The 12233-nt window shown below is 59.6% G+C and carries 12 protein-coding genes and 1 tRNA gene; 11 read left to right on the top strand and 2 right to left on the bottom strand.

Annotated elements, in window-relative coordinates; genetic code table 11:
- Window positions 1–128: 128 nt before the first annotated feature.
- From AC1DV6_RS03730 to AC1DV6_RS03705, 6 genes are read left to right on the top strand one after another with little or no spacing between them, the layout of a single operon-like run.
- Window positions 129–1547: a mannose-1-phosphate guanylyltransferase/mannose-6-phosphate isomerase gene (locus tag AC1DV6_RS03730; RefSeq protein ID WP_477975251.1), complete on the top strand. Its 1419-nt coding sequence runs from the start codon at window positions 129–131 to the stop codon at window positions 1545–1547.
- Complete coding sequence (rfbB, locus tag AC1DV6_RS03725; RefSeq protein WP_477975250.1) at window positions 1544–2605, top strand: dTDP-glucose 4,6-dehydratase; 1062 nt, start codon at window positions 1544–1546, stop codon at window positions 2603–2605. Before AC1DV6_RS03730 ends, rfbB begins: the two co-directional genes overlap by 4 nt.
- Window positions 2602–3531 (top strand): dTDP-4-dehydrorhamnose reductase, encoded by a 930-nt coding sequence (gene rfbD / locus AC1DV6_RS03720; RefSeq protein ID WP_477975249.1) that lies wholly within the window; start codon window positions 2602–2604, stop codon window positions 3529–3531. Before rfbB ends, rfbD begins: the two co-directional genes overlap by 4 nt.
- Entirely contained in the window at window positions 3515–4426 is a 912-nt protein-coding gene (gene rfbA / locus AC1DV6_RS03715; RefSeq protein ID WP_477975248.1) for a glucose-1-phosphate thymidylyltransferase RfbA, read from the top strand. The genes rfbD and rfbA overlap by 17 nt, the downstream gene beginning before the upstream one ends.
- Window positions 4423–4971 (top strand): dTDP-4-dehydrorhamnose 3,5-epimerase, encoded by a 549-nt coding sequence (rfbC, locus tag AC1DV6_RS03710; protein ID WP_477975247.1) that lies wholly within the window; start codon window positions 4423–4425, stop codon window positions 4969–4971. The genes rfbA and rfbC overlap by 4 nt, the downstream gene beginning before the upstream one ends.
- Before the next feature lie 16 nt (window positions 4972–4987).
- Entirely contained in the window at window positions 4988–6316 is a 1329-nt protein-coding gene (locus AC1DV6_RS03705; protein ID WP_477975246.1) for an MFS transporter, read from the top strand.
- 62 nt (window positions 6317–6378) lie between these two features.
- On the opposite strand, the gene AC1DV6_RS03700 is transcribed toward AC1DV6_RS03705, so the two are convergent.
- Window positions 6379–6463, bottom strand: a tRNA-Leu gene (locus AC1DV6_RS03700).
- 42 nt (window positions 6464–6505) lie between these two features.
- On the opposite strand from AC1DV6_RS03700, the gene cysM reads away from it, so the two are divergent.
- The 3 genes from cysM to AC1DV6_RS03685 all read left to right on the top strand — a co-directional run bounded on the left by cysM (window position 6506) and on the right by AC1DV6_RS03685 (window position 8288).
- Window positions 6506–7408, top strand: a complete 903-nt coding sequence (cysM, locus tag AC1DV6_RS03695) for a cysteine synthase CysM (RefSeq protein ID WP_477975245.1) — start codon at window positions 6506–6508, stop codon at window positions 7406–7408.
- A 72-nt stretch (window positions 7409–7480) separates the two neighbouring features.
- The gene (locus AC1DV6_RS03690; RefSeq protein WP_477975243.1) at window positions 7481–8032 is read left to right on the top strand and encodes an NUDIX hydrolase; all 552 of its coding nucleotides are present in this window, start codon (window positions 7481–7483) and stop codon (window positions 8030–8032) included.
- A gap of 28 nt (window positions 8033–8060) precedes the next feature.
- Window positions 8061–8288, top strand: a complete 228-nt coding sequence (locus AC1DV6_RS03685; protein ID WP_477975241.1) for a sulfurtransferase TusA family protein — start codon at window positions 8061–8063, stop codon at window positions 8286–8288.
- Window positions 8289–8427: 139 nt separating this feature from the next.
- Here the strand turns inward: AC1DV6_RS03685 and AC1DV6_RS03680 are convergent, their stop codons facing one another.
- Entirely contained in the window at window positions 8428–11346 is a 2919-nt protein-coding gene (locus tag AC1DV6_RS03680; protein WP_477975239.1) for a valine--tRNA ligase, read from the bottom strand.
- 192 nt (window positions 11347–11538) lie between these two features.
- On the opposite strand from AC1DV6_RS03680, the gene AC1DV6_RS03675 reads away from it, so the two are divergent.
- Window positions 11539–11943 (top strand): PaaI family thioesterase, encoded by a 405-nt coding sequence (locus AC1DV6_RS03675; RefSeq protein ID WP_477975237.1) that lies wholly within the window; start codon window positions 11539–11541, stop codon window positions 11941–11943.
- A gap of 13 nt (window positions 11944–11956) precedes the next feature.
- Window positions 11957–12229: a DUF2164 domain-containing protein gene (locus AC1DV6_RS03670; protein WP_477975235.1), complete on the top strand. Its 273-nt coding sequence runs from the start codon at window positions 11957–11959 to the stop codon at window positions 12227–12229.
- Window positions 12230–12233: the final 4 nt, after the last annotated feature.

Below are 12233 nucleotides of genomic sequence, written 5' to 3'. Positions count from 1 at the left end.
GCAAAAGACGGGTTGCGCAGGCATCTTACCTTGGGGATTCCGCTTGGCCGATGCCCGTAGCGCCTGTGATAACCTTTGAGGGCTAAGCCAACTGGCCCCCATCCATGTCCGAGACCTCCCCCCCAGCAATGCTCATTACCCCCGTCATCCTTTGCGGCGGCAGTGGTACGCGCTTGTGGCCTCTGTCCCGCAAGGCATTGCCCAAGCAGTTCGTGCCTTTGGTTGAGGGCAAAAGCCTGCTGCAGATGACACTGGCGCGGGCTGGCCTGATAAATACGGCGCAGATGATTGTGGCGAGCGAAGAGCACCGGTTTCTGGTGCAGGAGAACGCCGTCAGCGCCGGGGTAGCCGCCACCATCTTGCTGGAGCCTGTTGCGAGGAATACCGCGGCGGCGATGGCGGCTGCCGCGTTGAGCGCATCACCTGACGCATTGCTGTTGTTTTTGCCGGCAGACCATCACATACCGGATGCAGAAGCATTCGCCCACACCATTCGTGGTGGCATCGCTGCCGCGCAAGCCGGCTATCTGGTGACGTTTGGCGTGCTGCCAAGCTTTCCAAGTACCGCCTATGGCTATATCCAGCAGGGTGAAGCACTCACCGGCATTGCAGGCGCCCATGCAGTGCAACGGTTTGTCGAAAAGCCCGATGCAGCCCGCGCGCAAGCGTTGCTGCTGGCCGGTGGGCACTACTGGAATGCGGGTATCTTTTTATGCAAGGCGTCCGTTTTACTGGCGGAACTGAAACTGCACGCGCCAGATATTTTGCAAAGTTGCGAACGTGCAGTGGCACAGCAGGCCGTAGACGGTGATTTCCGGCGGCTCGATGCCAAGGCATTTGCGGCGTGCCGTTCTGACAGTATTGACTATGCGGTCATGGAGAAGTCTTCCAAAGTGGCAGTACTGCCGTTTGCGTGCGCCTGGAGCGATGTCGGTAGCTGGAATGCGGTGGCCGATCTGTCTCCTGCCGATGCCGAGGGCAACCGGGTCTATGGACAGGGACATACCTTTGCCGCGCAGAACACCTACATTCACGCGCCGCACCGCCCGGTCGTGGCACTGGGCACAAAAAATTTGCTGATCATCGACACTGCGGACGCGCTGTTGGTGGCGGACGCCAGCCACGCAGAGCAAGTCAAGAACGTGGTGGCACAACTGGAGGCACGCGATGTGCCACAAGCCCAGAACCACCGTCGTGTCGCGCGCCCATGGGGTGTGTATGACAGCATTGACCGGGGCGACCGTTTTCAGGTCAAGCGCATTGTGGTCAAACCCGGTGCGTCCTTGAGCCTGCAAATGCACCACCACCGCGCGGAGCACTGGGTCGTCGTGAGTGGCACGGCGGAAGTGACCAATGGCGAAAACGTGATGCTGCTGAGCGAAAACCAGAGTACCTATATTCCGGTGGGCCAGGTGCATCGCCTGTCCAATCCCGGCAAAGTGCCGCTGGAAATTATTGAAGTTCAGTCGGGCAGTTACCTCGGTGAGGATGACATCGTGCGGCTGGAAGACACCTATGGCCGCATGGCCGACGAGAAAAAGACATGACCATTCTTGTGACCGGCGGAGCCGGATTCATTGGCTCCAACTTTGTAATGGACTGGCTGGCGGCTTCGAATGAAACCGTCGTCAATTTGGACATCCTGAGTTACGCGGGTAATCTGCAAAACCTGGCGTCATTGCAAGACGATGCACGGCATGTGTTCGTCAAAGGCGATATTGGCGACAAGGCCTTGCTCACTGAGTTGCTGGTAACGCACCAACCACGCGCCATTGTGAATTTTGCGGCGGAATCCCACGTGGACCGCTCTATCCACGGGCCCGAAGCCTTTGTGCAAAACAACGTGGTCGGCACCTTCCATTTATTGGAGTCGGTGCGTACCTGGTGGGTCGCGCAGGAAGCCTCCGCGAAAGCAGCGTTCCGCTTTTTGCACGTGTCTACGGACGAGGTCTATGGCTCGCTGGAGCCGGGTGATCCGGCGTTCACCGAAACCAATCCCCACGCGCCCAACAGCCCCTACAGTGCCAGCAAGGCCGCCAGTGACCATCTGGTGCGCGCTTGGCACCATACCTACGGCCTGCCAGTCCTGACCACCAACTGCTCCAACAACTACGGCCCTTTCCATTTCCCGGAAAAGCTCATTCCGCTGATGATCGTCAACGCGCTGGCGGGCAAGGCCTTGCCCATCTATGGCGACGGCCAGCAGATTCGCGACTGGCTTTATGTCAAAGACCATTGCAGCGCAATACGCCGTGTGCTGGAAGCCGGCAAGACTGGCGAGACCTATAACGTGGGTGGCTGGAACGAGCAAGCCAATATCGACATCGTGAAGACGATTTGCCGCTTGCTGGACGCAGCCGTGCCGCGTGCCGATGGCAAATCCTATGCCGAGCAAATGACGTTTGTGACGGACCGCCCGGGCCACGACCGCCGCTATGCGATTGACGCACGCAAGATCGAGCGCGAACTGGGCTGGAAGCCAGAGGACACGTTCGAGTCCGGCATCGCCAAAACCGTGCACTGGTATTTGGCAAACCCGGGCTGGGTTGCCAATGTGCAAAGCGGCTCTTACCGCGATTGGGTGCAAACCCAATACGGCGCATGAAGATTTTGCTGTTGGGCTCCACGGGCCAAGTCGGATGGGAACTGCAACGCAGTCTGGCTCCGTTGGGAGAACTCGTGGCGTTGGGTCGTGATAGTTCCCGGAATGTGGATGGCTTGTGTGGTGACCTGACGCAACTGGAGGCGCTGGCAGAGACCGTGCGCAAAGTCCGCCCCGATGTCATCGTCAATGCAGCCGCACATACCGCCGTAGACAAAGCCGAAAGCGAAATCGATCTGGCCCGCACCCTCAATGCGCTGGCACCCAGTGTTCTGGCCGATGAGGCGCAGCGCCTGGGGGCCTGGCTGGTGCACTACAGCACCGACTATGTGTTTGACGGCAGTGGTGGCGAGCCCTGGAAAGAGACGGATGCCACCGGGCCGCTCAACATCTATGGGCAGACCAAACTGGAAGGCGAACAGGCCGTTATGCGCTGTGAGCGTCACCTGATCTTCAGAACCAGTTGGGTCTACGGCGCGCGCGGTGGCAACTTTGCCAAGACCATGCTGCGCCTGGCCCAGGAGCGCGAGACGCTTCAGGTCATTGACGACCAAATGGGTGCGCCCACCGGCGCCGACCTGATTGCCGATGTGACCGCCCATGCCATCCGTCACGCGAAGGCCGGCCAAGCCGATGGCGATAGGGCGTTGGCTGGCATCTACCACCTGGTTGCAGAGGGTTGCATCACTTGGTATGAGTATGCAAAACACGTTGTAGCCCTCGCAGAACGTGCGCAACCAGCTATAAAAATAGTAGCAAAAAATATCAAGGCAGTGCCCACCTCGGCCTTTCCCACACCGGCCAAGCGCCCCCACAATTCGCGGCTGGACTCCACCAAGCTGCAAACCACCTTTGGCCTGCAACTGCCATTCTGGCAGGCAGGCGTTAACCGCATGTTGAACGAGATTGACTATGGTCGTACCCACTAGCACCCACGCCTCCAGTCGCAAGGGCATCATCCTGGCCGGAGGCTCGGGCACACGCCTGCATCCGGCCACGCTCGCGATCAGCAAACAGTTGCTGCCGGTATATGACAAGCCCATGGTGTATTACCCCTTGAGCACATTGATGCTGGCGGGCATGCGCGACATCCTGATCATCAGCACGCCACAGGACACGCCGCGTTTTGTGCAACTGCTGGGCGACGGCAGCCAGTGGGGCATCAATCTGCAATATGCGGTGCAGGAAAGCCCCGATGGCCTGGCCCAAGCCTTCCTGATTGGCGAAGACTTTATTGGCAACAACGACAGCGCGCTGGTGCTGGGCGACAATATTTTTTATGGCCACGACCTGAATACGCTGCTGTCCAATGCCCATAAGCAGACCACTGGCGCCAGCGTGTTCGCGTACCACGTGCACGACCCGGAGCGCTATGGTGTAGTCGCCTTCGACGCAGACGGCCGTGCCCGCAGCATCGAAGAGAAGCCCGCCCAACCGCAGAGCCACTACGCGGTGACAGGCCTGTACTTTTACGACCAACAGGTCGTTGACATTGCCAAGGCCGTCAAACCCAGCGCGCGTGGCGAGCTGGAAATCACTGCAGTCAACCAGGCGTATCTGCAGCAAGGGCAGTTGAGTGTGCAGATAATGCAGCGCGGCTATGCGTGGCTGGACACGGGCACCCACGATAGCCTGCTGGAAGCGGGACAATTCATCGCCACGCTGGAGCGCAGGCAGGGCCTGAAGATTGCCTGTATCGAGGAAATCGCCTGGCGCAATGGCTTTATCGGCGATGAACAACTGGCCAAACTGGCAGAGCCGCTTGCCAAGAATGGATATGGCCAGTACCTGTTGGGTCTGCTGAAGGAAGGCGCCCTTCGATGAAAGCTGTGCGGACTTCATTGCCCGACGTCTGGCTGATCGAGCCCAAGGTATTTGGGGACCAGCGCGGCTTCTTTTTTGAAAGCTTCAACGCGCGCGCGTTTGCCGAGCAGACCGGTGTCCAGGAGACCTTTGTCCAGGACAACCACTCCAAGTCCGCGCGCGGCGTGCTGCGCGGTTTGCACTACCAGATTGAGCAGCCACAGGGCAAGTTGGTGCGTGTGGTGCAGGGCGAGGTTTTCGACGTTGCAGTCGATCTGCGCAAGTCATCACCAAATTTTGGCAAATGGTTTGGCGTGCATTTGTCGGGTGACAACAAACAGCAGTTGTGGGTACCCGCCGGCTTTGCGCACGGCTTTTTGGTGTTGTCAGACACGGCCGAATTTCTGTACAAAACCACCCGTTACTACGCCCCGACCCATGAGCGCTGCATTATGTGGAACGACCCAGCCATCGGAATTCAGTGGCCCGCGCTAGAAGGCGGCCCGCTGTTGTCCGCAAAGGATGCGATGGGTAGCTCGCTGGCAGCGGCTGACGTGTTTGCCTGATCTTCAGGGGCGGCACATGAATTCCTCCGAAACCCATATTCCCGCCGCAACGGAAGCCGAGGCAGCGGCCTACCGCAAAGTCGCACTGGCTGCCTGCTTTGGCACTTTCATCGAGTGGTACGACTTTCTGACGTTTGCCACGCTGGCCGTCCATTTCGCTGCATTGTTCTTTCCTGCCAATGATCCGGTTGCGGGCCTGCTGTACAGCCTGTTGACTTTCGGGCTGGGCATGGTCGTGCGACCTCTTGGCGCCGCGCTGTTTGGCTCATTTGGTGACCGCTATGGCCGCAGGAAGGCCTTCATTGCCACCATCGGGCTGATGGGCGTAGCGACCTTTGCGGTGGGCTTGTTGCCCACGCACGCGCAGTGGGGCTGGGTGGCTACCGGCATGCTGATCACTTTGCGTTTGATCCAGGGCCTAGCCATGGGTGGAGAGATTGGCGGTGCGAATGTGTATTTGGCAGAGCACGCACCCGTAGCCCGCCGCGGCGCGATGACCAGTGTGTTGCAGTGGATGGGCGGGTTTGGCATTCTGGTGTCGATGTTCCAGATCATGTTGTTGCAGACGTTTCTGAGCGAAGCAGATTTCAAGGCCTGGGGCTGGCGCATTCCGTTCCTGCTGTCGGCGGTCTTGTTGCTGGTTAGCGTGCGCGCGCGCCTCGCCTTGCATGAGTCGCCCGTGTTTGAAAAACTGCGCCAGCAAAAGACAACGACGGTGACGCCTTTGCGCGATTGCCTGCAAGACCGACAAACGCTGGGCCGCATGGCCTTGCTGTTCTTCTGCATTTCTGCCGGGGGCAGCTTGTTGTTCTTCAGTTCACAGGTCTATGCGCCCATCTTCCTCAGAACCGTCGTCAAGATGGACCCGCAACTGGTGGGTTGGGTGACTTTGCCTGCCACGCTGTGCCTGTTTCCGCTGACCTATGTATGTGGCGCCTTGTCAGACCGCTTCGGGCGTCGGCCCGTGGTGCTGACCGGCTTGCTGCTGGGGGCTTTGACGATTCTGCCGATTTACTTCGGTTTGCAGCAGTGGTCTGACCAACCCATGGTGATTTTCGGCCTGTTGCTGATCCTGGTGCTGGCGGTGGCATTGGTGACCGGGCCGCAAACGGCGCTGCTGTCGGAGCTGTTCACAGCGCGCACGCGCTACACCGCCGTGGGCTTGCCACACAACCTGGCGGCCGGCTGGATTGGTGGTTTGTCGCCGTACATGGTGGCGTTGATTGCGGAGAAGTCCGGCAGTGCGCTGACCGGCCTTGTGTATCCCGCAGGGCTATTGCTGCTCGCGCTGACGGTGGGGTATTTCTTTCTGCCGGAAACCCAAGGGGCGGATCTCAATACCTGATGGTGTGCGGCAGAAATAAAAAAAGCACTGAGCAAGTCAGTGCTTTTTTACCAGTAATTAGCTGGTGCCCGGGGCCGGACTCGAACCGGCACGCCTTGCGGCGGGGGATTTTGAGTCCCCTACGTCTACCAATTTCATCACCCGGGCAGATGAATGTGTCGAGCCCAGAATTATGGCACATTTAAGGCCATGAAATATCCCACCATCGAGGACGCCATTGGCAAGACGCCGCTGGTGGCATTGCAGCGCATTGGCGCCGCTGAAAATACAGCACGCAATAACGTGATTTTGGGCAAGTTGGAGGGCAACAATCCAGCCGGTTCCGTCAAGGACCGTCCCGCCCTCTCGATGATCCAGCGCGCGCAGGAGCGCGGCGAAATCAAGCCCGGCGATACGTTGATCGAAGCAACCTCCGGCAATACCGGCATCGCATTGGCGATGGCAGCTGCGATCAAGGGCTACCGCATGGTTTTGATCATGCCGGAGGACCTGTCCATCGAACGCGTGCAGACGATGAAGGCTTTTGGCGCTGAGCTGATCCTGACGCCCAAGAGCGGCGGCATGGAATACGCCCGTGATTTGGCCGACCAGATGGTCAAGGAAGGCAAGGGCACCGTGCTGGACCAGTTTGCCAATCCCGACAACCCGCGCATCCACTACGAAACCACAGGCCCCGAAATCTGGGAGCAAACCGGCGGCCGCATCACGCACTTTGTGTCAGCGATGGGCACGACCGGCACGATCACCGGCGTCGCACGCTTTTTGAAAGAGAAGAACCCAGCGATCCGCATCATTGGCGCGCAACCTGCAGAAGGCTCGCGCATTCCGGGCATTCGCAAATGGCCGCAGGAATACATGCCCAAGATTTTTGACGCCTCGCTCGTGGACGAGCAGGTCTCGGTATCCCAGGCGGATGCAGAAGAATTGTGCCGACGCCTGGCCCGGGAAGAAGGTATTTTTGCCGGCATCTCGGCGGCGGGTGCCTGCTGGGTGGCGCAGCAGATAGCAGCGCGTGAGCGCGATGCGACCATTGTCTTTGTCGTCTGCGACCGAGGGGACCGCTATTTGTCAACCGGCGTATTTCCAGCGTAATTCCAGAGATATTGGCCTCTGAGGCGCATGGAACGTGCGTGAGCAGCTACTCAATTTATAGCAAAGGTAACTATGTCCGGAGCTTTCAAGTTTTGCCCGCAGTGCGCCACGCCGCTGGCCTGGATCACGCAGACTGAGGACGGCGGCGACAAGGCGCGCTTGCGTTGCCCGGCTTGCGATTACACGCACTGGAACAACCCTACGCCCGTTCTGGCGGCGGTCATTGAATACGAAGACAAGATTCTGCTGGCCCGCAACGCGGCTTGGCCGGGCAAGATGTATGCGCTGATCACCGGCTTCATGGAGGCGGGCGAGACACCGGAAGGCGGCATAGCGCGCGAGATTGAAGAAGAAACCTCACTCAGCACCAGTGCACTGAAGCTGCTGGGCGTCTATGACTTTCAGCGGATGAACCAGGTGATCATTGCCTACCACGCGGTGTGCCATGGCACGGTGTCGCTGAGCCCGGAGCTGGCGGACTACCGGCTGTACGCAATGGAAGATGTGAAGTGCTGGCCCGCAGGCACCGGCTATGCGTTGGCCGAGTTCCTGCGCTCGCGTGGGCACGAGCCGCAGTTCATTGATCCCATTTGGCGCAAGCCTGCCGAGCAATCGGCGGAATAGAATTGGCACACACGCCAGAAAGCCCACCATGCAGATCGACAAAGAAATTGACACCCGCGGTCTGAATTGCCCGTTGCCCATTTTGAAGGCCAAGAAAGCCCTGTCGGACATGCGCAGTGGTCAGACGCTCAAGGTCGTTTCCACGGACGCCGGGTCGGTTCGGGATTTTCAGGCGTTTGCGAAGCAGACTGGCAATGAATTGCTCGATCAGCAGACCGTCGGCACAGAGTACTTGCACGTTTTGCGTCGTCGCTAATACTGCTTCTATTGCCACGGCGCTTCGGTCGCCCGCCGGAGGCTCGGGGCAAGCGTTTTGCTCCGTGTCCTCCGCCCTTCGGGCTCCCCCTTTACCTGCGCAAAACGCTTGCCCCGAGCCTTTGGCTCGAGGTCGCTTTTTAGGCCAATCGAGCTAGTTGCTCTTTGACTTTTGCCAGCGTGTCGCCGAACTCTGCAACTCGCTTGCGCTCTTGCTCCAGTACTTGAGGCGGCGCCTTCGCAACAAAGGCTTCATTGCTCAGCTTGGCATTGGCTCGAACGATTTGTTCTTCCAGACGCGCCACTTCCTTGCCCAGGCGAATCTTTTCTGCGGCCACATCGACTTCCATGTGCAGGCAGATGCGGGCTTCGCCAACGACAGCGACTGGCGCCGATTGCGCAGCGGCTTGCCATGCGGCTTCGTCGGCGAACAGCTTGACTGCGTTGAGCTTGGCCAGGGCTTGCAGCACCGGGGCCGATGCGGTGATGAATTCACCTTCAGCGGCGCTCTGCGCGACCACATACAGCGGCAAACGCGTTGCGGGCGACACGCCCATCTCGCCGCGCAGATTGCGGCAGGAGTCCACCAACAGCTTCAGCTTGGCGACATGGGCCATGGCGACTTCGTCGATGCGCTCGGGCTGGGCCACCGGGTAGGCGGCGATGCTGATCGATGGGCCTGCGCGGCCAGCGACCGGCGCGACCTTTTGCCACAGCTCTTCGGTGATGAAGGGCGTGATCGGGTGCAGCAGGCGGAGGATGGTTTCCAGCGTGCGGATCAGGGTGCGGCGGGTAGCGCGTTGTTGCGCTGCGCTGCCGGACTGGATTTGCACCTTGGCGATTTCCAGGTACCAGTCGCAGAACTCGTCCCAGACGAACTGGTAAATCGTGTTGGCGACGTTGTCCAGGCGGTAGTCGGCAAAGGCCTTGGCCACCTCCAACTCAGTCTTTTGCAACAGCGACACGATCCAGCGGTCGGCGGCGCTGAAGTCCAGGTAGCCGTGGGCTGATCCACCAACAGCGCACTCTTCTTTCGTGTGCTCATTGAGCCCGCAGTCCTGGCCTTCGCAGTTCATCAGCACAAAGCGGGTGGCGTTCCACAGCTTGTTGCAGAAGTTGCGATAGCCCTCGCAGCGCTTGGTGTCGAAGTTGATGTTGCGGCCCAGGCTCGCGTAGCTGGCCATCGTGAAGCGTAGTGCGTCGGCGCCATAGGCGGGCATGCCGTTCGGGAATTCCTTGCGCACGCGCGCCGCTACCTTGGGCGCGGTCTCAGGCTTGCGCAGGCCGATGGTCGACTTGTGCACCAGCGTCTCGATGTCGACGCCGTCCATCAGGTCCACCGGGTCAATCACGTTGCCCTCAGACTTGGACATTTTCTTGCCCTCAGAGTCGCGCACCATGCCGTGGATGTAGACATGCTTGAACGGCACGCGCCCAGTGAAGTGCGTGGTCATCATGATCATCCGGGCGACCCAGAAGAAGATGATTTCGTAGCCCGTCACCAACACGGTCGATGGCAAATACAGATCGATGTCTTCGCTCTTTTCAGGCCAGCCCATGGTGGAGAAAGGCACGAGAGCCGAGGAGTACCAGGTGTCCAGCACATCGGCATCGCGGCGCAGTGTCTTGCCCGGCGCTTTGGCTTGCGCCTCGGCTTCATTGCGTGCAACGATCACCTTGCCGTCTTCGTCGTACCAGGCCGGAATCTGGTGGCCCCACCAGAGTTGGCGGCTGATGCACCAGTCCTGGATGTTGTTCATCCATTGGTCATAGGTGTTGACCCAGTTCTCGGGCACGAACTTGACGTCGCCGGAATGCACTGCGTCGATGGCTTTTTGCGCGATCGACTTGCCGGTGGCGTCGCCTTCTGCAACCTTATTCACGGCCACAAACCACTGGTCGGTCAGCATAGGCTCGACCACTTGGCCGGTGCGCGCGCAGATCGGCACCATGTTCTTGTGCGGCACGGCCTTTTGCAGGAAGCCTTGTTCTTCCAGGTCTTTCAGCACGGCCTTGCGGCAGTCGTAACGGTCCAGGCCGCGGTATTGCGCGGGACCGTTGTCGTTGATCTTCGCGTCCAGCGTAAAGATGGTGATCAGCGGCAGGTCGTGGCGCAGCGCGCAGGCGTAATCGTTGAAGTCGTGGGCGCCGGTGATCTTGACGCAGCCCGATCCGAATTCCTTGTCGACAAAGTCGTCGGCAATGATCGGGATCTTGCGGTCGCACAAAGGCAGGTCAACGAATTTGCCGACCAAGTGCTTGTAGCGCTCGTCTTCCGGGTGCACCGCTAGCGCGCCGTCGGCCAGCATGGTCTCTGGGCGGGTGGTGGCGATGTGCATGCCGCGCATCGGCGTGCCGTCAGCGGCGGTTTGTGGGCCGTCGCTGAATGGGTATTCGATGTGCCACATGAAGCCGTTGCGCTCTTCGCTTTCGACTTCCAGATCGCTGACCGCGCTTTGCAGCACCGGGTCCCAGTTCACCAGGCGCTTGCCGCGGTAGATCAGGCCTTGCTCATAGAGCTGCACAAAGGTTTCGGTCACGGTCTTGGACAGCTTGTCGTCCATCGTGAAGTATTCGCGGCTCCAGTCCACCGACGCGCCCATGCGGCGCATCTGCTGGGTGATGATGTTGCCGCTCTTTTCTTTCCATTCCCAGACCTTGCCGAGGAACTTTTCACGGCCCAGGTCGTGGCGGCTGACCTTTTGCTCTTGCAACTGGCGTTCTACAACGATTTGCGTCGCAATACCGGCGTGGTCGGTGCCTGGCACCCAGGCGGTGTTGAAACCAGCCATGCGGTGGTAGCGGGTCAGGCTGTCCATGATCGTCTGGTTGAAGGCGTGGCCCATATGCAGCGTGCCGGTCACATTCGGCGGCGGCAACTGGATCGCAAAGGCCTGCGCGGCCGCGTTGGCGACCTGCGTACCGCGGAAACCGGCGACGCCGTAGCCACGCTTCTCCCACTCGGGGCCCCAATGCATTTCCAGCGCGTGCGGCTCGAAGGACTTGGAGAGGGCCAGCAGGCCGGGTTGTTCGATAGGAGTGGATGCAGTGTCAGACATGGGTATTTCTTCGGGGGAACCTGTGATTTTACCGGGGCCAGCCTGTCGTTTGATTTGCGCTCCGCAATGGGCCTGTCGGAAGCTCGCGGGCCTCATGATTCGCTGCGCTCATAAAATCGGCTCGCAGGCTCCCGCTTGGCCCATTGCTGCGATGCTTTGGTTGACCAGCCCTCTACTTTCCTTTTTTTGACCATGGCCAACAAAGAACAGATCGCCGAATTCCTCAAAGCCTCGTTTCCGCAGAGCAAATGCACCGTTGAGAGCGTGGGCAATATGGGCTGTGTGATCCGCTATCCGGTGGGTGACGCCGAGCTGCGCCCGGGTGGCACGGTGTCCGGCCCGGTGTTGATGACCTCGGCCGATGTGGCGCTGTATGTGGCCATCCTCGGTGAAATCGGCATCGTGCCGCTGACCGTCACGACGAGCCTGAATATCAACTTTTTGCGCAAGCCTGCATCGGACCGCGACATCATTGCCGAATGCAAGCTAATCAAGCTGGGCAAGACGCTGGCGATTGGAGAGGTTTCTCTGTATTCCGAGGGCAACCCTGACATGGTGGCCCATGCGACCGGTACTTACGCCATCCCCAGGAATTGAGTGAGGAGCCGACATGGCGATTGAACTCTCCAAAGAATCCAAGAAAGAGGCTGTGGCCTCGATAGAGCGCTACTTCCAGCAGAACATGGATGAGCGCATCGGCAATCTGGCGGCGGGCGCGCTGCTGGGCTTTTTCATCGAGGAAATCGGCCCATTGATCTACAACCAAGCCGTGGCCGAGGTGCAGGAGCGTTTGCAGGCGCGCATTTCCGAGATTGATATCGAAGTCCACGAAGACGAATTCCAGTACTGGCGCAAATACGAGCGTCAGACAAAACCCAAGTAGGCGG

Source organism: Rhodoferax sp. P2_H8_2, assembly GCF_056403235.1.
Note: the sequence above shows the minus strand (reverse complement) of the source record. Positions and strands in the feature narration are given on the sequence as shown.

What these genes read in the sequence shown, in the direction of transcription:
- cysM (WP_477975245.1), top strand. Translation starts at nt 6,506, where the DNA reads ATGAAATATCCCACCATCGAGGACGCCATTGGCAAGACGCCGCTGGTG.
- AC1DV6_RS03730 (WP_477975251.1), top strand. Translation starts at nt 129, where the DNA reads ATGCTCATTACCCCCGTCATCCTTTGCGGCGGCAGTGGTACGCGCTTG.
- AC1DV6_RS03680 (WP_477975239.1), bottom strand. Translation starts at nt 11,346, where the DNA reads ATGTCTGACACTGCATCCACTCCTATCGAACAACCCGGCCTGCTGGCC.
- AC1DV6_RS03690 (WP_477975243.1), top strand. Translation starts at nt 7,481, where the DNA reads ATGTCCGGAGCTTTCAAGTTTTGCCCGCAGTGCGCCACGCCGCTGGCC.
- rfbB (WP_477975250.1), top strand. Translation starts at nt 1,544, where the DNA reads ATGACCATTCTTGTGACCGGCGGAGCCGGATTCATTGGCTCCAACTTT.
- AC1DV6_RS03670 (WP_477975235.1), top strand. Translation starts at nt 11,957, where the DNA reads ATGGCGATTGAACTCTCCAAAGAATCCAAGAAAGAGGCTGTGGCCTCG.
- rfbA (WP_477975248.1), top strand. Translation starts at nt 3,515, where the DNA reads ATGGTCGTACCCACTAGCACCCACGCCTCCAGTCGCAAGGGCATCATC.
- rfbD (WP_477975249.1), top strand. Translation starts at nt 2,602, where the DNA reads ATGAAGATTTTGCTGTTGGGCTCCACGGGCCAAGTCGGATGGGAACTG.
- AC1DV6_RS03675 (WP_477975237.1), top strand. Translation starts at nt 11,539, where the DNA reads ATGGCCAACAAAGAACAGATCGCCGAATTCCTCAAAGCCTCGTTTCCG.
- AC1DV6_RS03685 (WP_477975241.1), top strand. Translation starts at nt 8,061, where the DNA reads ATGCAGATCGACAAAGAAATTGACACCCGCGGTCTGAATTGCCCGTTG.
- rfbC (WP_477975247.1), top strand. Translation starts at nt 4,423, where the DNA reads ATGAAAGCTGTGCGGACTTCATTGCCCGACGTCTGGCTGATCGAGCCC.
- AC1DV6_RS03705 (WP_477975246.1), top strand. Translation starts at nt 4,988, where the DNA reads ATGAATTCCTCCGAAACCCATATTCCCGCCGCAACGGAAGCCGAGGCA.